This window comes from Pantoea sp. JZ29 (genome assembly GCF_035190385.1).
In the GTDB taxonomy this organism is placed as follows: Bacteria; Pseudomonadota; Gammaproteobacteria; order Enterobacterales; family Enterobacteriaceae; genus Pantoea; species Pantoea stewartii.
Genome location: NZ_CP045241.1, coordinates 2,434,559 through 2,456,729, shown reverse-complemented (window position 1 = coordinate 2,456,729; position 22,171 = coordinate 2,434,559). Strand labels below are relative to the sequence as shown.

Genomic DNA, 22,171 nt, shown 5'->3' with positions numbered 1-22,171 from the left:
GGTGGCCCTTCAGATCATCACAATCCCTTTTTCAGTGGCGGAACGCCACCTTCGATTTGTGCCTGCTGAGCACCGGAACCGGGGCGGGCATTCCCCAGCAGCGGCTCTTCTCCTAAAATATCCGGCTGCTCTTTCGCGCTAAACTCACCGCGACCGTCGAAGGAGGGGCCTTCACTCCAGCGGCCTTTCGGCAACGGTTTATCCAGTGAGGTATTCAGGCAGTAGTAAGCATGTTCCTGCGCTTCCCCTTCCTGTGGGAAACTGTCCGGGATGGGCAGCGACGCATCCAGGCCGCCTAAATCTTCGATTACCGCCAGCCACTGCTGCTGGTGCATCGTGTCGCGGGCAATCAGGAAAGACAGGAAATCCTTCATGCCTTTATCCTCAGTCAAATTGTACAGGCGCGTCGCCAGTACCCGGCCAGTGGCTTCAGCCGTCACGTTTGCCAGCATATCGGCCGCCACATTGCCGGACGCGTATATATGGCTCATGTCAAAAGGCATGCCGTTCGCATTCACCGGCAGGGCAGCCAGCCCTGATGACAGGATATGACGGGGATTCATTCCGCCGAGAATCGCATTCACCACGGGATCTTTTGCCGAGGCTTCCTGATAAGAAAGGGGTGCGCCCTCCAGGTTGAGGGCCACCGCATGGCCCAGCATCTCAATATGGCTCAGTTCTTCAGTTGCCGTAGAGATAAGAAGATCTTTGATCCGCGCATCGCCGCGTGCGCCCATGGCCTGGAAGAAGTACTGCATTGCCACACGTATTTCGCCTTCCACGCCGCCAATGGCTTGCTGGAGTAACATGGCGAATTCAGGATCGGGTTTCTCTACTCGCACGGGGTACTGCAGCTTTGATGAGTGATGAAACATGGTTATCTCCTGGTTAGTGAGGAATCGATCAACAGCCAAAAGCCTGGTCATGAATGCCAGAGAAATAAAGCGCAGCGAGGTAGGTTTTCTTCATCGCCGCTGCGTTTAACCTGTTGATTTACCGCGAAAGGAGAGGCGAGGTAAGCTGAAAAAAAATAAAAAAAAAGCCCCTGAATCAGGGGCGAATTTTTAGGGAAGGCAAAGCATCCATGCTAATTAGCGTTTCATCACAACTTATCAAAAACGGACATCGCCCGGCGTACGCTGAAGCACAATCTCCAGGGCCTGACGATAGATATCCTGCATGGTCACATCGGTTTCACATTCGAGTTTGTGGATCAAACCCAGCACGATGTCTTTTTCAGAAACGTGAGCCTTATAGGCAGCAAGCTCTGACCAGGTTTCGGCAATCACATCTTTTTCGCTGGTGAAATGGGCACCCGCGTTCATGAAATAGTCTGAAATCTGAGACTCAGTATTCGTTGTCGTTTGCATCATGGCCTCAAAATCGTTAGAAAGAAAAATTTTGCATCTGAAGGTGGAAATCCACTCACCTTCAGATGCGGTGCAAAGCACCTTTCGTTACAAGTGACTTAACATCACGCCGTAAAGTTATACAAAAAAACCAAGTTTGTACAATTTTTTGTATAAAATTTTAAGTGGTCGGATGACTTTTCGGCGCTTATTGCAACATAAAATCTAAAAGCATTAACATTTGCTGTTGATTTTTAAGGGATTATTGAGGGTACCCTCTGCGCGGCGCCTCTTTGGAAAGTTGTACAACCTTGTACAAGATGACTTTTCTGAGCGGGCCGGGTTGTACAGGCGACGCGGGAACGGATCACTGTCACGCGTGCTGTGTGCGGCAGCGTCCTCCCTGGCGGCAACGTCGACATGGCAGGCCAATAACCCCTGAGCTCAGACGGGGAACCGCGTCTGGCAGGTGAACTCTGCAAACAGGCCGGGGCGGGCGCGTTGCCTGGAAGCGCCGTGTGAATCTGTCGGGAGCCGTGGTCATAATTTACTTTCTTATGAACGCGCAGGGCGTTAAGGTTTACGCCTCTTGAATCACAAGGACATGATAATGGTTAACGACTATTTTTCACTGCCGCCCGCGGGCATGACGCAGGAACAACACAAACGTACGGTCGCCGTTGCGGCGGCGCTGGCAGTGGCAAAAGAGTCAGTCAGCGCCTCGACGTCAGCGAATGGCTCTAAAGCAGCCTGGGATTTGCAGGCCGTGGCAAACGAAATTGCCAATCTGGCGGATGCGATTCAGGATGCGCTGGAGGCCGACAGCACCGTGTAATCTCCCTGCCTGACGGGATGCGCGACGCTGATTGCCTTCACGTGCCAGCCGTCAGGCTCGGCGACCTGGCGGGCGCAGGGCGGATTAAGGAACGTGAGCGTCAGCTGTCCGCCAGCCGGATCTCCCGGTTATATTCACGACAGACAGCTACGCAGCGAGCCGGATGCCGCTCACATCGCGTACAGGAAAAGCGGTACCGCCACGACAGGACCACGCCGCCCGGCCACGGACACTCACGCAGTGCGGGCTTAAGGCACGCGGCGGGTGTTATCAAACCCGGCCAACAGGCGGGACATTTTTGCCTGGGGCGTGGTGTCAACGCCGTCTTTACCGCCGTCTGCCTGGCCCATCCAGCTCTCGTCGGCTTCCGGATGCGGTCCGGTTAACACAACCGTGCCTTTTCCATACGTATAGCGGGCGATAGCGACGTCACCATTCCGGTAAAAGGCCAGAGGGGTAAAACCATCCCGGGCTTGATTGCCCTCAAGGTACGGACCGTCCTGATAATAGAACCGCGTTGGCTGACGCTGCCAGTCAACGCGAATCGTGTAATCGCCCTCATCAGCAATGCCCGAGCCTGGACGGCCCACTTCCGATTCCAGCGGTGAGCTAATCAGCCCCAGCCACTGACTGTCTGCCAGGTAGGCCCCCATGCAAAGGCCCAGAAACCCCTTGCCGCTGCGAACAAACTGTCGAATAGCCCGGACGCCTTCCTCTCCCAGTGCGGCATAAGCCGCGGGAATATCCTGACCGCCGCCAGGCTGAATATAGAGATCAAACTGACGCAGGTTCTGTGCCGTCAGCCTGAGCGTTTCATGCTCGCCGATGTACGTTGTGCGAACCGGCCGGGTGAGGCCGTGGAGCGATTTCATCACCATTTCCGAACAGCCGTCACATCCTGCCGCGCCGCGATAAACGGCGATGTTCAGCGGCGGCGGGACAGCCAGCACCGCGCCGGGCACCAGGCTTAAGGCAAGCAGCAGGGCGGTCAGTCTTCCGTTACGGGGGCGAAGGATTGCATGATAAGCCAGCCTCATAGGTTATTTCCTGTCGGTTAAATAACGTGGGTATGCACGGCGTAATCCCGGCCAGTCGCCTGTGCTCAGGCAGGCGTACTGGCGGTAAACCGGCGACTTGAGCAAGCGCTCAATTTAGGGAAGTGACGGATGCCTGTCAACGGGTTTATTAACCTGACAAAGCTTTTCAGCGGCGTGATACAGCCCGTACAGACAGGCCATATCACGTGTTAACGCCGTTACGGTCGCTTAGTTTTCATAACCTGAGGCGATAATTTTTGCGGCGCTGGCCAGCACATCCTTACGCGAGGCCGCGTGTTTGTCGGTCTGCGTGTAGTAGGTCACCAGCACCAGCGGGGCATGATGCGGTGGCCAGATCACGGCGATGTCGTTGGTGGTGCCGTAATCACCGCTGCCGGTTTTATCCGCGACCACCCAGTCAGCAGGCAGACCCGCACGTATGCTGTAGGTGCCGGTTGTATTGCCCTTCATCCAGTCGGCTAACTGCTGGCGTTGAGCAGGTGCCAGCGCCGTGCCTAAAACCAGTTTTTGCAGGCTCTGCGCCATCGCTGTCGGTGAGGTTGTATCACGTGTATCACCCGGAATAGCGGTATTAAGCGTGGGCTCGGTTCGATCGAGACGAAACGTGTTATCGCCGATGCTGCGGGCGAAGGCGGTCACGGCATGCGGCCCGCCAAGGTGCGTCAGCAGTTTATTCATCGCCGCGTTGTCGCTGTACTGCAAGGCCGCCGCACTGAGTTCTGCCACGGTCATCGTGCCGCCCACCTGTTTTTCGGTCACGGGGTTGTAATTCACCAGGTCGGCGTGACGAATCGCGATGTTTTCATTCAGCAGGCCTTGTGCGGTTTCCGCTTTCTTCAGAATGGCCGCCACCGTAAAGACTTTACTGGTGCTGCAAAGGGGAAAACGTTCGTTACCACGATAAGTAAAAACAGAACCATCACCGGTGTCGATCGCCGCCACGCCTAAGCGTCCGCCTGCGGCGTGTTCCAGCTGCCGGACAGGTTGCGCTAACAATGCGTCATTGAAATGGGCCTCGGCGACAAAAGGGACCGCCAGCGCCAGTAGGGTTGCCGCTGCACAGATGCGCAGCCGGGGAGCCGTAGCCATATAAACCTCCGTTAATGTGTATCTGCATTCAGACATACCCGGCACCTCACCGCCTCAGGAAGCGGCGCGTACTGAGCGAAACGTGTGAAATGCGCCCCTCGTGAAACTTATGTCAGTTTCTGCCACCTGATGCCCCCGTTATTACACGAAGGTCGCGTTATTGCGGGACATATCGCCTGTCAAAAGTGTGACGAGGGAAAGAGTAAGGGATTTCAAATTATCGACAAGCGAGATAATTTGAGAGAAGCCAAAAGAATTTCTGGGGTTAACAATGAAAAATGATGTTCCGCTTAATGCACTCCGGGCCTTTTATGCTTCGGCCCGGTACCTGAATTTTACTCACGCAGGTATGGCACTTTTCGTCTCGCAGGCAGCCGTGAGCCAGCAGGTCAGGCTACTTGAAGAGCGGCTGGGCGTGACGTTATTCCGGCGCTTACCGCGTGGACTGGAGATGACGGACGAGTCCCGACTGCTGTTTGCCGAGGTGTCCGAGGCGTTCACCCAGCTTGAAAAAGCCTGGCGCCGGTTTGAAGGGGGTGAATACCGCGAAGTGATGACCCTCGCCTGTGTCGGGACCTTTGCGCTGGGCTGGCTGCTGCCGCGTCTGGATGCCTTTCATCAGCAGCATCCTGCGCTGGAAGTGAACGTGCGCACCCATAATAACGTCGTGAATCTGGCGGGCGAAGGCATTGATTATGCCATTCGCTTTGGAACGGGGGCCTGGCCTGCAACGCACAACGAACCGCTGTTTACCGCACCGCTGACTGCGCTTTGTCGGCCGGATATCGCCCGTCGGCTGCAGCAGCCCGGCGATCTGTTACGGGAAACGCTGCTGCGTTCTTATCGCGCGGATGAGTGGGGCAACTGGTTCACTGCGGCAAACATCACGCCCCCAGAATGACTGGTCCGGTTTTCGACTCCTCGCGGCTGATGGTCGAGGCAGCTGTTCAGACGGGCGGTGTCGCGCTGGTGCCGTTCTGCATGTTTCAGCGGGAGCTGGAGGCGGGCATCCTGGTGCGGCCTTTTGACATTGAGATTGATGTCGGTGGCTACTGGTTAACCTGGCTGCGATCAAAAACGCTGACGCCATCGATGGAGATATTTCGCGAATGGATAAGGCAGCAGGTAAATGGCTGACCGGATCGGTCACAAGCCCATGCGCCCCACACGCCGCTCAGGTTACGGTTGCCGGCGGAAAGCGCAGGGCGAGTCAGGCGCGCGGTGACGTTATCCCGGCATGATGACGGCGCAGGGTTAACCGATGATGCCTGCGCGGACATTGTGCGTATTCATCACGCGGGCGGAGGCAACGTATTATCCTGCCATGCGGGCAAAACAGCGCGACGTTTTTTATTTTCTGAGATGAATCAGCCAGAGGATAAACTCACTGTTATTTCTCACGCCTACTTTCTGCATGATTTTTTGCTTAAGATAATAGATGACGTGTACAGGTGAAGCCATCTGGTACGCGATCTGGTTAACCGTCATACCGGTCATAAAAAGCCAGCTTAAAGAAAGTTCCTGCTCGGTTAAATAGACCTTTTTTCCCTGTGTACTTTTCAATTCCATTTTTATTCTGCCTCTCAATGCTTTTTTCAATGCCATGGTGATAGCCGTGTTCGGCGGTAATGCAGGCATGATAGGCAAACGTGTTGGATATCACAGTATAAATCATTTCACGTTATCTTATTTTTTTAATTATATGATTATTATCGCTTTTAATCCAGATGAGACACGTTCACATCACAAAAGATGAACGTTGTATCCGGCGATCCTGTCTTCATTTTTGCAAAAAAGATCGGCTGTAGTGATTTTCCCGTCATAAAGGGCGAGCGTGCAGCGTGAAACAGCGCTGGCAAATCAGACCCCGTTTATCGCCTGCTATTTTGACGCCTTTTTCGGACTTGCTTAGGGCTATTTTTATCACTATGCACGGTCAGGCGGTTGTTTATTTCCGTTATCGTCTGCGCGCCGCTTGTACGCTTAGCCGATTGATGTTGCTAACGCTGTCAGCATTATTTCCGCCCGGATTGTGCGGCGAATAAATACGCGCCGCTAACGGGCAGCGTTCCGTGCTTTTTAAACATCCGTTCAGCGAAGAGAAGAATTCTGCATGCGCCGGCGAAAAAACAACCGGTACGGTTAATGGCTGCACAGGCCTGTCATAAGGCGGTGAAAAGGGCAGAAAAAAATATCCATCCACATCAACTGGTTTACATAAACCTCTCCGGTTTCGCTTGATCGCACTGGCAGATCGCGATTACTGTAATTATATACAGTAATTTGGCGTGAGAGGTGAATATGGAATTTATCAGGCCAGCAAAAGTGAGCACGCCTTTGCAATTACCGCTGTTTGTCGAGCGGGTGCCGTGCGGTTTTCCGTCTCCGGCGCAGGACTACGTTGAGCAGCGGATTGATTTGAACAAGCTCATCGTTCAGCATCCCAGTTCGACATACTTTGTGCGCGTCAGTGGAGAATCGATGTCCGGAGCGGGCATTAACGACGGCGATATGCTGGTGGTGGACAGCGCACTGGTGGCTTCTCATGGCGATATTGTGGTGGCCGCGATTGAGGGCGAATTTACCGTCAAGCGGCTTCAGCTTCAGCCCTGCCTGCAACTGATGCCAATGAACCGTCAGTTCAAACCCATTGTGATTAGCACAGAAGACGCGCTCGAAGTGTTTGGCGTTGTGACCTATGTGATCAAGTCGGTTTATTAATCATGTTTGCGCTGGTCGATGTGAACAATTTTTATGCCTCCTGTGAAACGGTGTTTCGACCGGATCTCAAGGGCAAGCCCATTATTGTGCTCTCCAACAACGATGGCTGTGTGATTGCGCGTAATGCCGAGGCCAAAGCCCTTGGCGTCACCATGGCCGTGCCGTTTTTTAAAATGAGAGAAATCATTGCCCGCCATAACGTGCAGGTCTTTAGCTCTAACTATGCGCTGTATGCGGATATGAGCACCCGGGTCATGACGCTACTGGAGGAAATGGCCCCGTCGGTAGAAATTTATTCGATTGATGAGGCCTTTCTGGATTTAACCGGCGTCAGCCACTGCATGTCGCTTGATACCCTGGGGCACCAGATTAAAAAACGCATCAAAAAAGAAATTCATCTTAACGTCTGTGTCGGGATTGCCCCTACCAAGACGCTGGCGAAGCTGGCGAATTTTGCGGCCAAAAAATGGGCGGGCTACACCAACGGTGTGGTCGATCTGTCCGATCCGGTGCGCCAGCAAAAACTGCTGGCGAAGGTGTCGGTCAAGGATATTTGGGGCGTTGGCCGCCGTCTCAGCCAGCGGCTTGAGGAGATGGGGATAACCTCGGCCGCAGACCTGGCGCGTCAGCGTCCCAGCCTGATTCGTAAGAATTTCAGCGTGGTGCTGGAACGCACGGTCAGAGAATTATGCGGTGAACCCTGTCAGGATTTAGAAGCCCTCGAACCCACCAAACAGCAGATCATGTGCTCACGTTCTTTCAGTAGCCGTCTTTCAGACTATGCACAGGTGCGTGAGGCAGTCTGTACCTATGCCGAACGTGCCGCCGAAAAACTGCGGAAAGAAAAACAGTACTGCCGACAAATCGGGGTGTTTCTGCGCACCAGCCCCCATGCCGTTGGTGAAAACTTTTACGGCAATCAGGCCACTGGTCAGTTACTGACGCCGTCGCACGATACGCGCGACATTATCCGGGTGGCGACCGACATGCTGGACTACATCTGGATCGCGGGCCACCGCTATATCAAAGCGGGCGTTGTCCTGAGCGACTTCTTTGACCACGGCGTGACTCAGTTGGATTTGTTTGATGAGCGACCGGTCAACCCGGGCCGTAACGATCTGATGCAGGTTATCGATCAGATCCACAAAGCGGGCAAGGGGAAAATGTGGTTCGCCGGACAGGGGACAGAGAAGCGCTGGGCGATGAAGCGCGAAATGCTGTCGCCGGCTTATACCACGCGCATCAGCGATCTGCCGGTGGTGAAGTAAGGCGCGGTCAGGGATGACAGCAACAGAATGCTCTTATAAGGGGGCCGTTTGGGCTGCCGCTCGGTTTAAATCTGGCGTTGTGGTCTAGGCTAAAACAGGTATCCATCCCCTTAAGGAGAGCTTTGTCATGTCAGAACTCAGTAAATCGCCGGTGGCAGATCGGGCCGAACATAACGCCTTTTTTCCTTCTGCCTACTCACTTGACCAGTTCACCCGCCCCACATCTGATCTCGGTGATGCCGACTATCCCCAGCCGTATTCAGGGAATAAAAAGGTCCTGGTGATCTGCACCGACGAGCGCTATCTGCCGCTTGATAACGACACCCTGTTTTCCACCGGTAACCATCCGATTGAGACGCTGCTTCCGATGTATCACCTGTATCAGGCCGGTTTCCAGTTTGATGTGGCGACGTTGTCCGGACAGATGGTGAAGTTTGAACACTGGGCGATGCCCCAGCAGGATGAGGTGGTCATTGGCTTTTACAATCACTGCCTGTCGCTGTTTCGTTCCCCGCTGACGCTGAACGCTGTCGTTCAGTCACTGACGCCCCGGTCAGAGTACGCAGGCGTCTTTATTCCGGGCGGTCACGGCGCGCTGATAGGGCTGCCCGAAAGTGAAGCCGTCGCTGAGGTGATCCGCTGGACGCTGGCCAACGATCGTCACCTGATTTCGCTGTGCCATGGCCCGGCCGCCTTTCTTGCTCTGGACAAAGGCGACAATCCGCTTAATGGCTATAAAATTTGCGCCTTCCCCGATGCGACCGACAAACAAACACCAGATATCGGCTACATGCCGGGACAGTTAACCTGGTTCTTCGGAGAGAAACTTCAGGCCATGGGACTGACGCTGGTGAACAGCGATATTAAAGGGACCGTGCATAAAGATCGCCGGGTACTGACGGGCGACAGTCCCTTTGCGGCGAACGCGCTCGGTAAACTGGCGGCAGACGAGCTGCTTAAAGCCAACGCCTGATCGGTCTGCTTTTTATCCCACCACGGCATCGCCTGCACCGCACTTTGTGCAGACGATGCGCCGGGGTGGGATTCGGGTGTACTTGCACCCGGTGCCTGAGATACAATCGTTCTGCCTATCGTTTCCGGGTAATGTCGGAAATGCAGCCTCTCAAACTGGTCGTCATGAGCAGCCAACAATCCACAGCGAATAAACAAAAAGAACGCGGCAGGCCCAGAGAATTTGATATCGAACAGGCTCTGGACCAGGCGATGATCGTGTTCCGGCAGAAAGGATATCATGCCGCCTCGCTTAACGATTTGAGTGAGGCAATGCAGCTTTCTGTCGGTAGTATCTACAAAGCGTTTCAGGACAAGCGATCGTTGTTCCTGCTGGTTTTTCAGCGTTACATCACGGTCCGCAACGAGGATCTGCGCGGACGCCTGGCCCGCTTTTCGACCGGCCGCGCAAAGTTAAGTGAACTACTCCAGTTTTATCTGGATTCTTCCCGGTCAACGGAAGGGCGCACCGGCTGTCTGGTCGTAGGCAGTGCTATTGAATTACAGGTGCTGGATGCGGAGCTGTCCCAACAGGTTACACAGGTTATCTTCCGCAATAAGGCCTTTCTGATGTCACTTTTGCAGGAAGGGCAGCATGATGGCTCCATCAGGCGCGACCTGGATGTGGAGACGGCTGCAGGACTGATTTTGCGTATTGCCTTTGGTATGCGTGTTACCGGCAAGGTGGCGGATGTACACGATGAACAGGCTACGATTGCGCTGGCCCTGAAAATCCTGGATTAATCTTTGCTCATTTAGGAAGTAAATATTCCCTTATGTCATCCATGCAGGGCGGCCGGTCACCCATGGGCTGCCAGACACAGGCACAGTGTGCCTTCTCTAAAACACTTTGCTGTTACAGAAAAAGTAAAATTTGAGGATTATGCGTGAAACATGACAGGGCAAACATCGGTGAAGAGATTCACGCGCTTTTAGGGCGCGTTGTGTCAGGCATCCTGCAGCCGGGTAAAACGCTCACACTGCAGGAAATTATTGGTGCGTTGCACCAGCAAAGTCTCCAGACAAGCTGTAAAACGACCCGACAGACCTGCGAAGAGGCTATCCGTATCCTCGCGCATAAACTCCATTAATGACGATGGGCTGAAGCAAGGAAGCCTGTATGGCCGTCACGTCACAGTAACGACAGCAGCAACAATAATGCCAGCAGCAGCAGCGAAAAGGCCGCAACGGCTTCGCAACGATGCCCCGTCCCGTCACGGCAGTCACTGGCCGTCTTAACGACCAAACAGCAACCCAATCAGTTCACGGCAAAGGCGCTCTTCTTCCTGACTGGCTGACAGCTCAAGACGGCGCAGCAGTTTAGTGCAGATAGACTTACGGTTCACGTTCTGGCCGGCGCGTAAAATATCTACCACGATTTGCCCCAGCATTTCCTGCTGTGAAGGGAGACCCGCCGCAGAAAAATAGCGGGAGATATCGTCGGCGCTCTGCGGTAAGCGATGATTGCGTTGCATAGAGGTTCTCGGGTGGTTCAAAAGTAGTCAGTTGAAAGTAGCGTAAAGTTATACAATAAAATAAAACTTGTACAGCTATTTTCGCAGAAAAAGCGTGCGGCGCGATTCAGGCGGGGACAGAGAGAAGGGCGGAAAGCGGACACAGAGAGAATACAGACAGCTGGCACGCAGTAAACGCGGACGCATCCGGCGTCCGCGAAGCGCGGTATCGCATTAACCTGTCAGCGTTAATGCTCGATCACATTGGCGGGAACCTGGCCCGTTACTACCATCCAGTTGAGTTCGGCCCGCTCGCGCGTGGCCACGTTAATAAAGCTTTTCAGCCATTTACGCGCATCGGCGATCAGGAGCACGCGCTCATCGTCGCTTTCATGGTCCGCCATCGTGCTGAGCTGGCGAATCAGTGAAACCACCGTGATCTCCTCATTCTGTAGTGCCAGGTTCACCGCAGCTTCACCAATAATCTTATGACCGGTAGCCTCATCGTGAAAATTCATATGCACCTCCTGAGAGTGAGTGAGAATGTCGTCGACCCAGTGATTAGTTTAGTAAAAGGAATGAATAGCGATAGTGTGATTTCATTCGGTGATACCTATCAAAGAAAACATTAAAAACAGTGAACTTTCATACCGCAGGCTAACACCTTAATAAGCGAGCGAAAATTTATACAGACCCGTTTTATCCGCCAGAATTGAAGTGATTAAACCACTAGATAGTGGCAAACTGGCCTGAAATTACGATAGGTCCCTGACACGGTGACCTGGCCGTCAGCGGCATTCCGGACCGCAACCTGACGCTGTAAATAAAATGTACATAAGAAAGAGATGCTAATGTTTTTGTGTTGTCACAAAGCAAAGTGAGAAGGAACGAAAAAGGCCATAACAGGCGAGCGCCTGCGTCAGAAAGACAAAAGGATATATGAGCCATGATCATGCCGTGTAAGTCGTTATTACACTGTTTACGACGAACCGTTATTTCCGGATAAAAAGATATTGAGAGGGTGAAGCAATGAAGAGGCGGCAGGAAATAAAAAAGCCGCCCTGATCAGGCGGCAACGCTGTTATTTTGGCACTTCGGAAACGGCTTTAACGTCCGCTTTATTGATCTGCTGTTTCACACCATTGGCATCGGTATAACCCAGTAAACCGGCATCAGATTCAGACGGCTTACCGTCGCTGATAATAGTGCGGCCATCGTTGGTATGAATAGCGTAGCTTGTGCGGGTACAACCTGTTAATGCGGTCATGCCGATCAAAACTGCCAGCGGTAAAATCAGAGTCTTCTTCATATTATCCACCTTATTTCTGTGATTGAGTCCGTTAGTTATCAAGTTCACTCATATTGCTGATCTGATCGCGATTAATTTGTTCGGTTTTGCCTGTCTGGGCGTCACGATAGGACACCAGCCCCGTATCGCTGTCAATTTGAGGCTTACCATCGGTCACTATTGTACGGCCATCTGACGTTTTAATGGACTGGTTGGAAGAACAACCGGCTAACGTTGCCAGAGAGAGGGCAAGCAAAACGGCAGCTGACAGGGATTTAGTATGCATTTCATCTCCTTGAAGTGGACCTTGAATTAAACAGCATAGTCGCTTTTGAGAATTTTGCAGGGCGGTGAGCGAAACAATAAACGCACTTGCGCAGAAAAAGCGCGAATAGCTAAAGCGTATTTATGCCTCTCAGAAATTTCACATTTAGCGCCTGCGGTTTGGTATTTAGTCTGCGGCCCTTTACGCTCGTTGACAGGTTAACGAAAAAAAGGAATCGAGAATGAAATGGCAAATGGGTGCAGTTGCAGCGTTATTAATGGGTTCCGTTGCTTGTGCGGCAGAAACAACCGCGATGAAGAATCCGCTGAGTGTACACGTATTAAATCTGGAGACCGGCACGCCGACTCCCGGTATTTCTGTTGACCTCGAACATAAAGAACAGGGCAAGTGGGTTAAGCTTTCCTCAGGGGTAACCGATAAAAACGGCAGAATTAGTGCACTATTCCCGACAGATAAACAATATGAAACGGGCGATTATAAAGTTGTATTTAAAACGGGAGATTATTATCAGAAGGTTCAGCACGCGTCCTTTTTCCCGGAAATTCCGGTGATATTTCACATGGACAAAAGTGAATCGCATTACCATATTCCATTGCTGCTGAGCCCGTACGGCTATTCTACCTATCGCGGTAATTAATCCTCACCGGCAACGCCTGAATACCCGGGTGTTGCCGGTCTCTTTCGCCCCCTCCGCCCTGGTCATCGCCGCGCGATGTCGCGTTTTCCCGACCAAACCCTGGCTTTGCAGTCTTCACCTTCCCACGCCCGGACAAAAAAACTTTTGCTGCTACGGGTGCGATCATCGGTTAAATTGCCCCTCTGTGCCGGAACGGTTAACCTGCCGGTGCCGGAACCTTCATACCGAACAAAGCAGGGCGCGCTGTGCCTGCTTTACGTACAGGAGAATCGCTGATGCGAAAAGGATTAACTGTGGTTGCCATGGTCATGCTGTCAGGCTGCAGCCTGATGCACAAATCGTCGCCCGCGCCAGAAACGTTACACTATCGCTGTGGCACCTTGCCGCTCACCGTCACCCTGGATAACGCTAAAGATCAGGTCAGCTTTATCATGGATGGCAAACCGCTGACGCTGACGCAAACCGTTTCTGCCTCGGGGGCCCGCTACAGCGACGGACAGTATGTTTTCTGGTCTAAAGGAAACGGTGCTTTTATTGAGCGCAACGATAAAATCGTCGTGAATGACTGCGAGCTGCAACCGGCTGGTTAACGTTATCTGAGTGAGTGTGCATGATGAGTGACAATGAAATGCTGCAAAACATTGCCCACCTGCGTCGTGAATACACGCGCGGTGGTCTGCGTCGTAACGATTTGCCGGATAATCCGCTGGCGCTGTTCGAAAGCTGGTTAAAGCAGGCCTGCGAGGCACAATTGCCCGATCCTACAGCCATGACGGTAGCCACGGTCGATGAGCAAGGCCAGCCTTATCAGCGTATCGTGCTGTTGAAGCATTATGATGAACAGGGCATGGTGTTTTATACCAACCTCGGCAGCCGTAAAGCACAACATCTGGCCAACAATCCGCGTATTTCGCTGCATTTCCCGTGGCATTTTCTGGAGCGCCAGGTGATGGTGCTGGGCGAAGTCGAAAAACTGTCGCCGCTGGACGTCCTGAAATATTTCAGCAGCCGCCCGCGTGACAGCCAGATCGGTGCCTGGGTTTCGCGTCAGTCCAGCCGGATTTCTGCCCGCGGTGTGCTGGAAGCGAAGTTTCTGGAACTGAAGCAGAAATTCCAGCAGGGCGATGTGCCGCTGCCCAGTTTTTGGGGCGGCTATCGGGTAAAATTTAACACCATGGAGTTCTGGCAAGGGGGTGAACATCGCCTTCACGATCGTTTCCTCTACCAACGGGATAACGACGGCTGGAAAATTGACCGACTCGCCCCGTAAAACTGCGCTTTCCCCTTATCAGCGCTGGCACAGAAGCCGTCAGCGCTTTATGCTATAGCCCTCATTTTTTTCTTCCGCAACTCAGCGGAAAGCTGTGTACCAGCCTAGGTGCAGTCTGATCAATTTGGAGTCAGTGATGACCAGCAGTAACCTGATACAACAATTGCAAGAACGGGGCCTGATCGCCCAGGTGACGGATGAAGACGCGTTAGTCGAGAAACTGGCGCAAGGGCCAATTTCGCTCTATTGCGGCTTTGACCCCACTGCTGACAGCTTGCACTTGGGCCATCTGGTACCGCTGCTCTGCCTGAAACGTTTTCAGGACGCCGGACACAGGCCGGTGGCGCTGGTGGGCGGCGCAACCGGTCTGATTGGCGATCCCAGTTTTAAAGCGGCAGAGCGTAAGCTCAACACCAGCGAAACCGTTGGTGAATGGGTCGAAAAAATCCGTAAACAGGTTGCGCCATTCCTGGATTTTGACTGTGGTGCGAACAGTGCGATTGCGGCCAACAACTATGACTGGTTTGGCAATATGAACGTGCTGACCTTTCTGCGTGACATTGGTAAACACTTCTCGGTTAACCAGATGATCAACAAGGAAGCGGTCAAACAGCGTCTGAACCGTGACGACCAGGGGATCTCGTTTACCGAATTCTCCTACAACCTGTTGCAGGGCTATGATTTTGCCTGCCTGAACGAACTGCACGGCGTAGCGCTGCAGATCGGCGGCTCGGACCAGTGGGGCAACATCACTTCCGGTATCGATCTGACACGTCGTCTGCATCAGAACCAGGTGTTTGGTCTGACCGTTCCTCTGATCACCAAATCGGACGGCACCAAGTTCGGTAAGACCGAAGGCGGCGCGGTCTGGCTGGATGCTAAGAAAACCAGCCCGTACAAGTTCTACCAGTTCTGGATCAACACCGCCGATGCGGATGTTTACCGTTTCCTGAAATTCTTCACGTTCCTGAGCATTGAAGAGATTAATGCCCTGGAAGAAGAAGATAAAAACAGCGGAACCGCGCCGCGTGCACAGTATGTACTGGCCGAGCAGGTTACGCGCCTGGTTCATGGCGAAGAGGGTCTGGCAGCCGCGAAACGCATCACGGAAAGTCTGTTCTCCGGTGCGCTCAGTGACATGACCGAGGCCGATTTCGAACAGCTGGCGCAGGACGGCATGCCCACCATCACGCTGTCTGCTGAGGACGATCTGCAGCAGGCACTGGTTAAAGCGGAGCTGGTACCGTCACGCGGCCAGGCGCGCACCATGATTGGCTCAAATGCCGTATCGCTGAACGGTGAGAAGCAGTCGGATGCGGAATACCGCTTCCGCGACAGCGACAAGCTGTTTAACCGCTTCACGTTATTACGCCGCGGTAAAAAACATTACTGCCTGATCAACTGGCAGTAGCTTTTCAGGGCCGGTTTCCGGCCCTTTTTTATGGCAAGGCACGACAGGGTAAAAAAGTGAAAAACGTTTTAGCAATTCAGTCGCACGTGGTGTTTGGTCATGCAGGCAATGCGGCGGCAGAGTTCCCGATGCGCCGTATGGGCGTGAACGTCTGGCCGCTGAATACCGTGCAGTTTTCCAATCATACGCAGTATGGGCACTGGACCGGCACCGTCATGCCGGCGTCGCATCTCACCGACATTGTCAAAGGCATCGCCGATATCGACCGCCTGAAAACCTGTGGTGCGGTGTTAAGCGGCTATCTGGGATCGGCCGAACAGGGCGAAAAGATTCTGGACATCGTGCATCAGGTAAAAGCCGCCAACCCCGAGGCCTGGTATTTTTGCGATCCGGTCATGGGGCATCCGGAAAAGGGCTGCATTGTGGCACCGGGCGTGGCGGAGTTTCACTGCAAAATGGCGCTACCGGCCAGCGATATCATCGCGCCAAATCTGCTGGAGCTGGAAATGCTCAGCGAACGCACGGTAACCAGTGTCGAATCCGCCGTTGAGGCTGCCCGCCTGCTGATCACGCAGGGGCCAAAAGTGGTGCTGATTAAGCATCTGGCACGGGCAGGACGCCGCAGCGATCGCTTTGAAATGCTGCTGGTCACCGCCGACGAAGCCTGGCACATCAGCCGTCCGCTGGTGGACTTTGGCGTTCGCCAGCCTGTAGGCGTGGGCGATTTAACCAGCGGCTTATTGCTGGTCGATCTGCTGCACGGACAGTCGCTGCAGGCGGCGCTGGAGCACGTCACGGCCGCCGTCTATGAAGTGATGCTGAAAACGCATGAGATGGGGGAATATGAGCTGCAGTTGGTTGCCGCGCAGGACGCTATTGCCCGGCCAACGCACTATTTTCCGGCAGAGAAGCTGTAAAAAAAGGGCCGGTAACGGCCCTGATCGTGTCAGATAAGGCCTTCCGCTTTTAGCGCGGCCTGAACCGATGACCGTTCTTCAACGCGCGCAAACCACTGTTGCAGGTGGCTCAACGCGCTGACATCCAGGTTCAGCGCTTTCGCCCAGCGCGTCACCACATACAGATAAGCATCCGCAACGCTGAAATGCACGCCCATCAGCCACGGCTTGTCCTGCAGTTCACCGTTTACCCAGGCAAATTTTGCCTCCAGCTGACGGCGCACCAGCGCTTTGTACTCGTCGGGCGCATCGTTGCGGAACAGCGGTGAAAAACTCTTATGTAACTCACTGCTGATGTAGCCGAGCCACTCAATGGTGTGATAACGCGTCAGGCTGCCGACGGGGGCCAGAAGATGACGATCGGGCTTGAGATCGGCCAGGTACTGCACAATCGCCGCGCCTTCAGTCAGGACATTACCCTCACTTAATTGCAGCGCCGGTACCTGACCCTTGGGGTTGATTTGACGAAAATCATCCCCGCGCTCGGTGAGCTTGGTTTGCAGGTCGACATTGACCTGAGTGAAATCCAGACCACATTCACGCAGAACAATATGGGGTGAAAGAGAGCAGGCACCAGCTTTACAAAACAGTTTCATCATGAAGCCACCATGTTGCGAGTCGTGTTTGCATAGTAATCCCCTGTGGCAGAATTACCAGTTATTAGCATGAGTAATCTACCAGGAACCGATCGGCGACAAAAACAAAAAAACCGGGCAAGGCCCGGTTTTTGCTGCGTGTCAAAATCGCACTCAGGCTTTTTCCGCTTCCGTCGTCTGCGTCATACGGTTCAGCAGCGGGGCCGTCACCAGCATCAGCACAGCGATGACGGCGGTGGCAATCCCGATCTGCTGGAACACTTTGCCGTACGTGACCAGCGAAATCAGCGGATCGGTAACGTTTTCAGGCACCGCCATCAGGTTGGCCACTTTACCGGCAATGACGGCAGCACCCGCGGTGGTCAGGAACCATGAGCCCATGATAAAGCCCATCAGGCGCTGTGGAACCAGCTGTGCCACCATCGCCAGGCCCAGTCCCGAAATCATCAGTTCGCCGATACTTTGCAGGCCATAGCTGAGAATGAGCCAGTTCAGGGACACGATACCGGCATCGCTGGCAAATTTCGCGCCGACAGGCAATACCAGGAACGCGGCAGAACACAGCACCATGCCGATAGCGAACTTGTGCGGCATCGGCAGCTTGTCGCCCAGCTTGTTATACACGGCTGCCAGAATGGGGCTGGCCAGCATAATCCAGAACGGGTTCAGCGCCTGGAACTGCTCTGGCGCAAAGGTAATGCCAAAAAGGGTGTGCTCAACGTTACGAATCGCAAAGAAGTTCAGCGACGTAGGCATCTGCATGTAAAGCACGAAGAAGACGATGGCTTCGACCATCAGCAGGAAAGCGACAATCATACGGCGACGTGCCGCGCCCTTCAGTGCGAAGGCTTCTTTGGCAAAGATCACCATAATGCCCAGCGCAATCAGGCCCAGCAGAATACGGGCAATGGCCTGATGGTGCAGCATCCAGTTAGCCAGGGCGATCAACACCACAATACCTGCCAGCGTCATCAGCAGTTTGCCGAACTGGAGTGGGGCAAAGTCCGGTTTGGAACCAAAGTCTTTCACCAGGCGCTTACAGAACAGGAAGTTAAGCAGCGTGATGACCAGGCCGATCACCGACAGCGAAAACGCCACGTTATAGCCATATTTTTCGGCTAACCACGGCGTCAGCATCATTGAGAACAGTGAGCCGATGTTGATGGACATGTAGAACATGGTAAAGGCGCCATCAATGCGCGGATCGTCTTTCTCGTAGCAGGTGGAAAGCAGGGAAGAGGGGTTCGCTTTAAACAAGCCGCTGCCCACCGCAATAGTCGCCATACCGATATAGACGACGCTGACATTATGACCGGAGAAGGCGACAAGCGCGTAGCCGATGGCCAGCACCAGTACACCCAGCACGATAACGCGTTTGGTGCCCAACACTTTATCGCCCAGCCAGCCGCCGATAGCGACCAGACCATAAACCAGTGCGCTAAAGGACGAGAACAGAGTAATGGAGTCGGACTCCGACATGCCCAGCTGTCGAACCAGATAGACGGCCATAATGGCCTGCAGGCCGTAGTAGCCAAAACGTTCCCATAATTCGATTGAAAAGATCAGGTAAAACGCTTTGGGCTGTTTAAAAGCATTAAGGCTGACGGCCTCGTCGGTGTGTTTGTTTGCAGTTGACACTTGTACCTCTGTTATTTCATATCCTGCGTCGTGACAGGCATTCCGTCCGCGCCATGTGATCACACCATGGGCCAGATTTTTATTAGATGGGAAAAACGGCGACTAATTTGGCTGAATAAAGGCGGCAGGGCAAGCGTTTTCTACCTTCTGCCAGACAGGGTCAATATGGTGTTAAAACCTAAATAAATATTACTGATTGAAATTTTGTCATGTTTTCAGGTTTTTTATTGGTTCAAAATACCTGCGTGGAGCTTTTCAGATCGTCAATAATGACATTAACCACTAAACGGCGGTTGCGTAGAGCTTTGCTTTGGAAAGTGATCTTTCACCAGAATAAAGCGCCGGAAATGCGGCTTTTGACGTCGTTTTGCTGAAATAATCTGCATATTATGACGCAAAATGACGTCGGGTGCGCAATAAAGTTGATTAAACTCACATTATTCGCTGTTATTTCAGCAGAAGAAAAATGGTTTCATCAGGAAATAATGCGTCCGGCCCTTAATTAACAGGCGTAAAAAACCAGCAAAAATGCGCTCACCTGCTCGACAGCGCACGCGCACTCACGTAGCCTCTTTATTTCCTAAAAAGGATGTTGCTATGTCGTTATCTTTACGTCTCGCCTTAGTGGGTGACTACCGCCCGGACGCTGTTTCGCATCAATCCATTCCCCTGGTGCTGGCGCGCGCCGCGGCGCACCTTGCCATTCCGATTGAGCCTGACTGGATTCCCACCCCGGATTTAGATGATCTGTCCGCCGTTACGCAGCATGATGCCGTCTGGCTGGTGCCCGGCAGCCCCTATAAAAACGATGACGGCGTGTTTAGCATGCTGCGTTGGGTACGGGAAAACGGTAAGCCCTTTCTCGGCTCCTGTGGCGGGTTTCAGTATGCGGTTATCGACTATGCCCGCCACGTATTGGGCTGGGAAGATGCCAGTCATGCCGAAACCAGCGAAACCGGTCGGATGGTGATTGCGCCGCTAAGCTGCTCACTGGTCGAACAGCGAGGGGAGGTCACGTTTGCACCCGGCTCGCGTATGGCCAGCGCCTACGGTGCGCTGACCAGCGATGAAGGTTATCATTGCAATTTTGGCGTGAACCCGGCTTTCAGTGCGGCGCTGCAGGGTAAAAACATGCGGATCACGTCCTGGGATCTGAACGGCGATGTGCGCGGCATTGAACTGACCGATCATCCTTTCTATGTCGCCACCTTATTCCAGTCCGAACGGGCGGCATTACAGGATAAGGATTCGCCGCTGGCGATGGCCTGGATGCGGGCGGCGCTGGCGCAGCGTCAGCGCTGAACAGTAAAACAGCCTGTGACCGGTCACAGGCTGTTATCCGGGCTTACTCGACCTTATCGGGATATTCACACAGGTCTTCAATCAGGCAGGACCCGCAGCGCGGTTTGCGCGCCACGCAGGTGTAACGACCGTGCAGAATCAGCCAGTGATGGCAGTCGACTTTAAACGCCTTCGGCACGACTTTTAAGAGTTTCTCTTCGACCTGCTCGACGTTCTTACCCGGCGCAAAATTCGTCCGGTTGCAGACGCGGAAAATGTGCGTATCCACCGCAATGGTCGGCCAGCCAAAAGCCGTATTCAGCACCACGTTAGCCGTTTTACGGCCGACGCCAGGTAAGGCTTCGAGCGCGGCGCGATCTTCAGGCACCTGACCGCCGTGCTGGTCCAGTAAAATACGGCAGGTCTTAATCACGTTCTCGGCTTTACTGTTGAACAGGCCGATCGTTTTGATGTACTCCTTCACGCCGTCCACGCCCAGCGCCAGCATCGCAGCAGGTGTATTCGCCACGGGGTACAGCTTTGCTGTAGCCTTGTTAACGCTCACGTCCGTCGCCTGAGCCGACAGCAGAACCGCAATCAGCAGTTCAAACGGCGAGGTGAACTGCAGCTCGGTCGTAGGGTGAGGGTTGGCCTGCTGCAGACGACTGAGAATCTCAATGCGTTTCGTCTGGTTCACACGGCTTTTCCCGTGTTGCCCTGCGGCGCATCAAGCGCCGCGTCTTCTGCGCGACGCGCTGCGCGCTGCTTCATTTTCTGATCGATCACATATTTCCCCGCCAGCATCATGCCCAGACCGATAAAGGCACCCGGCGGGAGCATTGCCAGCAGCATTGGCGAGTTAAAATGAATCACGTCAATACGCAACACTTTAGCCCAGGGACCCAGTAACTGATCCGCACCGTTAAACAATGTGCCGCTGCCGATGATTTCACGGATCGATCCCAGTACCACCATTGCGCAGGTGGCGCCCATACCGATAGCAAAGCCATCCAGTGCGGCAAGGGGAATACTGCTTTTCGAGGCCACGGCTTCAGCCCGGCCCACTACGATGCAGTTGGTCACGATCAGCGGAATAAAAATACCGAGTGACTGATACAGACCGTAGGCGTAAGCGTTAATCAGCATCTGCACGCAGCTTACGACAGAGGCGATGATCATCACGTAGATAGGAATACGGATCTCAGAAGGCACCCAACGACGCGAGGCCGAAATAAAACTGTTTGTCAGGGTCAGCACCAGCGTCGTGGCAAGCCCCAGCCCCAGAGCATTGGTGGCCGTGGCGGTCACCGCCAGCAAAGGGCACAGGCCCAGCAGCTGCACCAGCGCCGAGTTATTTTTCCACAGCCCGCCGACCAGCAGGTTTTTCGCTTCACTCATTGGCGTCTCCACATTCGGGTAACGAAGAGAGTTTCCCTTTCAGGGATTCAATTAACAATGCCGTACGTTTGGTGGCATTCACGACGGCGCGCGGGGTAATGGTGGCACCGGTAAACTGGTCGAATTCGCCGCCATCTTTTTTGACGGCAAACGCTTTGTCATTCGGCCCGGTTACCACTTTGCCATTAAAACTGTTGATCCAGTCAGAAATCCGTAACTCGATTTTGTCCCCCAGGCCCGGCGTTTCATGGTGCTCAATCACCCGCACGCCGAGTACCTTACCGTGAAAATCCGCGCCGACCAGCATCTGAATCGCGCCAGAATAGCCATCCGGGGCGGTGGTTTCCAGTGCGGCGGCCACAGGTTCGTTGCCTTTTCGCGCCAGATAAAGATGATGAGGACTGGCATTACCCAGCGCCGCATCAGTGACAACGTAACATTCCTGCTGAATGTGGTTATCGTACATATCGGTCGGCACCACCTGATCCAGCAGATTTTTTTGCTGTAACTGCGTCTGGTGCTCGACGGTGGGTTTGGTCACGGTATTTACAACAGCAGTAACGCCGGTGGTAATCGCGGCAAAGAGAGCCAGGGTCACGCCATTCTTGCGTATGGTGTCCAGCAT

Annotated in this window: 26 protein-coding genes and 1 pseudogene; 13 read left to right on the top strand and 14 right to left on the bottom strand. The window is 53.7% G+C overall.

All coding sequences use genetic code 11. From position 1 onward, the window contains the following. Positions 1–17: 17 nt before the first annotated feature. The gene (locus GC090_RS11405) at positions 18–875 is read right to left on the bottom strand and encodes a manganese catalase family protein (RefSeq protein ID WP_039340546.1); all 858 of its coding nucleotides are present in this window, start codon (positions 873–875) and stop codon (positions 18–20) included. Positions 876–1,112: 237 nt separating this feature from the next. Then, entirely contained in the window at positions 1,113–1,370 is a 258-nt protein-coding gene (locus GC090_RS11400) for a biofilm development regulator YmgB/AriR family protein (RefSeq protein WP_033741464.1), read from the bottom strand. Positions 1,371–1,959: 589 nt separating this feature from the next. Between GC090_RS11400 and GC090_RS11395 the strand changes: the two genes are divergently transcribed. Further along, positions 1,960–2,184 (top strand): hypothetical protein, encoded by a 225-nt coding sequence (locus GC090_RS11395; protein ID WP_110267569.1) that lies wholly within the window; start codon positions 1,960–1,962, stop codon positions 2,182–2,184. Positions 2,185–2,432: 248 nt separating this feature from the next. Here the strand turns inward: GC090_RS11395 and GC090_RS11390 are convergent, their stop codons facing one another. Next, positions 2,433–3,221 carry a BPL-N domain-containing protein gene (locus GC090_RS11390; RefSeq protein WP_324019802.1) on the bottom strand — a complete coding sequence of 263 codons (789 nt, stop codon included), beginning with the start codon at positions 3,219–3,221 and terminating at the stop codon, positions 2,433–2,435. Positions 3,222–3,449: 228 nt separating this feature from the next. Next, positions 3,450–4,331 carry a class A beta-lactamase gene (bla, locus tag GC090_RS11385; protein WP_052133179.1) on the bottom strand — a complete coding sequence of 294 codons (882 nt, stop codon included), beginning with the start codon at positions 4,329–4,331 and terminating at the stop codon, positions 3,450–3,452. 271 nt (positions 4,332–4,602) lie between these two features. On the opposite strand from bla, the pseudogene GC090_RS11380 reads away from it, so the two are divergent. Further along, positions 4,603–5,468, top strand: a pseudogene (locus GC090_RS11380) (LysR family transcriptional regulator). 213 nt (positions 5,469–5,681) lie between these two features. On the opposite strand, the gene GC090_RS11375 reads toward GC090_RS11380, so the two are convergent. Then, positions 5,682–5,969, bottom strand: coding sequence for a helix-turn-helix transcriptional regulator (locus GC090_RS11375; RefSeq protein WP_110267565.1), 288 nt, complete (start codon positions 5,967–5,969; stop codon positions 5,682–5,684). 663 nt (positions 5,970–6,632) lie between these two features. Here GC090_RS11375 and umuD point away from each other — a divergent pair. From umuD to GC090_RS11350, 5 genes are all read left to right on the top strand, one after another. Next, positions 6,633–7,052 carry a translesion error-prone DNA polymerase V autoproteolytic subunit gene (gene umuD / locus GC090_RS11370; protein ID WP_033741198.1) on the top strand — a complete coding sequence of 140 codons (420 nt, stop codon included), beginning with the start codon at positions 6,633–6,635 and terminating at the stop codon, positions 7,050–7,052. 2 nt (positions 7,053–7,054) lie between these two features. Beyond that, positions 7,055–8,320: a translesion error-prone DNA polymerase V subunit UmuC gene (umuC, locus tag GC090_RS11365; RefSeq protein ID WP_033741199.1), complete on the top strand. Its 1,266-nt coding sequence runs from the start codon at positions 7,055–7,057 to the stop codon at positions 8,318–8,320. A 127-nt stretch (positions 8,321–8,447) separates the two neighbouring features. Continuing rightward, on the top strand, positions 8,448–9,293 hold the full coding sequence (gene hchA, locus GC090_RS11360) for a glyoxalase III HchA (protein WP_033741201.1): 846 nt from the start codon (positions 8,448–8,450) through the stop codon (positions 9,291–9,293). Positions 9,294–9,433: 140 nt separating this feature from the next. Further along, positions 9,434–10,075: a TetR/AcrR family transcriptional regulator gene (locus GC090_RS11355; RefSeq protein ID WP_369974372.1), complete on the top strand. Its 642-nt coding sequence runs from the start codon at positions 9,434–9,436 to the stop codon at positions 10,073–10,075. A gap of 143 nt (positions 10,076–10,218) precedes the next feature. After that, on the top strand, positions 10,219–10,422 hold the full coding sequence (locus GC090_RS11350; RefSeq protein WP_033741206.1) for a hypothetical protein: 204 nt from the start codon (positions 10,219–10,221) through the stop codon (positions 10,420–10,422). A gap of 144 nt (positions 10,423–10,566) precedes the next feature. Here GC090_RS11350 and ycgZ read toward each other — a convergent pair whose 3' ends face one another. The 4 genes from ycgZ to GC090_RS11330 form a co-directional block, all read right to left on the bottom strand. Next, the gene (ycgZ, locus tag GC090_RS11345) at positions 10,567–10,806 is read right to left on the bottom strand and encodes a regulatory protein YcgZ (protein ID WP_033741208.1); all 240 of its coding nucleotides are present in this window, start codon (positions 10,804–10,806) and stop codon (positions 10,567–10,569) included. A 227-nt stretch (positions 10,807–11,033) separates the two neighbouring features. Beyond that, entirely contained in the window at positions 11,034–11,303 is a 270-nt protein-coding gene (locus GC090_RS11340; RefSeq protein WP_324019795.1) for a hypothetical protein, read from the bottom strand. 563 nt (positions 11,304–11,866) lie between these two features. Next, on the bottom strand, positions 11,867–12,094 hold the full coding sequence (locus GC090_RS11335; protein ID WP_033741210.1) for a YgdI/YgdR family lipoprotein: 228 nt from the start codon (positions 12,092–12,094) through the stop codon (positions 11,867–11,869). Between the two features lie 31 nt (positions 12,095–12,125). Continuing rightward, positions 12,126–12,359: a YgdI/YgdR family lipoprotein gene (locus GC090_RS11330; protein WP_033741212.1), complete on the bottom strand. Its 234-nt coding sequence runs from the start codon at positions 12,357–12,359 to the stop codon at positions 12,126–12,128. 220 nt (positions 12,360–12,579) lie between these two features. Between GC090_RS11330 and uraH the strand changes: the two genes are divergently transcribed. The 5 genes from uraH (at position 12,580) to pdxY (ending at position 16,594) form a co-directional block, all read left to right on the top strand. Beyond that, on the top strand, positions 12,580–12,996 hold the full coding sequence (gene uraH, locus GC090_RS11325) for a hydroxyisourate hydrolase (protein WP_006119009.1): 417 nt from the start codon (positions 12,580–12,582) through the stop codon (positions 12,994–12,996). A gap of 275 nt (positions 12,997–13,271) precedes the next feature. Beyond that, positions 13,272–13,586, top strand: coding sequence for an MliC family protein (locus GC090_RS11320; protein ID WP_006119010.1), 315 nt, complete (start codon positions 13,272–13,274; stop codon positions 13,584–13,586). Between the two features lie 23 nt (positions 13,587–13,609). Then, entirely contained in the window at positions 13,610–14,266 is a 657-nt protein-coding gene (gene pdxH, locus GC090_RS11315; protein ID WP_033741468.1) for a pyridoxamine 5'-phosphate oxidase, read from the top strand. 136 nt (positions 14,267–14,402) lie between these two features. Beyond that, on the top strand, positions 14,403–15,677 hold the full coding sequence (gene tyrS / locus GC090_RS11310) for a tyrosine--tRNA ligase (protein WP_324019790.1): 1,275 nt from the start codon (positions 14,403–14,405) through the stop codon (positions 15,675–15,677). Between the two features lie 56 nt (positions 15,678–15,733). Further along, on the top strand, positions 15,734–16,594 hold the full coding sequence (pdxY, locus tag GC090_RS11305; protein WP_324019788.1) for a pyridoxal kinase PdxY: 861 nt from the start codon (positions 15,734–15,736) through the stop codon (positions 16,592–16,594). A 29-nt stretch (positions 16,595–16,623) separates the two neighbouring features. Here the strand turns inward: pdxY and gstA are convergent, their stop codons facing one another. Both gstA and dtpA read right to left on the bottom strand, forming a co-directional pair. Beyond that, the gene (gene gstA / locus GC090_RS11300) at positions 16,624–17,229 is read right to left on the bottom strand and encodes a glutathione transferase GstA (protein ID WP_324021579.1); all 606 of its coding nucleotides are present in this window, start codon (positions 17,227–17,229) and stop codon (positions 16,624–16,626) included. Positions 17,230–17,382: 153 nt separating this feature from the next. After that, positions 17,383–18,867, bottom strand: coding sequence for a dipeptide/tripeptide permease DtpA (gene dtpA / locus GC090_RS11295; RefSeq protein ID WP_033741223.1), 1,485 nt, complete (start codon positions 18,865–18,867; stop codon positions 17,383–17,385). Positions 18,868–19,464: 597 nt separating this feature from the next. Between dtpA and GC090_RS11290 the strand changes: the two genes are divergently transcribed. Then, the gene (locus tag GC090_RS11290; RefSeq protein WP_324019786.1) at positions 19,465–20,169 is read left to right on the top strand and encodes a CTP synthase C-terminal region-related (seleno)protein; all 705 of its coding nucleotides are present in this window, start codon (positions 19,465–19,467) and stop codon (positions 20,167–20,169) included. Positions 20,170–20,212: 43 nt separating this feature from the next. Here GC090_RS11290 and nth read toward each other — a convergent pair whose 3' ends face one another. From nth to rsxG, 3 genes are read right to left on the bottom strand one after another with little or no spacing between them, the layout of a single operon-like run. Then, positions 20,213–20,845 (bottom strand): endonuclease III, encoded by a 633-nt coding sequence (gene nth, locus GC090_RS11285; RefSeq protein WP_006119017.1) that lies wholly within the window; start codon positions 20,843–20,845, stop codon positions 20,213–20,215. Then, entirely contained in the window at positions 20,842–21,546 is a 705-nt protein-coding gene (locus GC090_RS11280) for an electron transport complex subunit E (RefSeq protein ID WP_054633871.1), read from the bottom strand. The genes nth and GC090_RS11280 overlap by 4 nt, the downstream gene beginning before the upstream one ends. After that, the gene (gene rsxG, locus GC090_RS11275) at positions 21,539–22,171 is read right to left on the bottom strand and encodes an electron transport complex subunit RsxG (protein ID WP_006119019.1); all 633 of its coding nucleotides are present in this window, start codon (positions 22,169–22,171) and stop codon (positions 21,539–21,541) included. The genes GC090_RS11280 and rsxG overlap by 8 nt, the downstream gene beginning before the upstream one ends.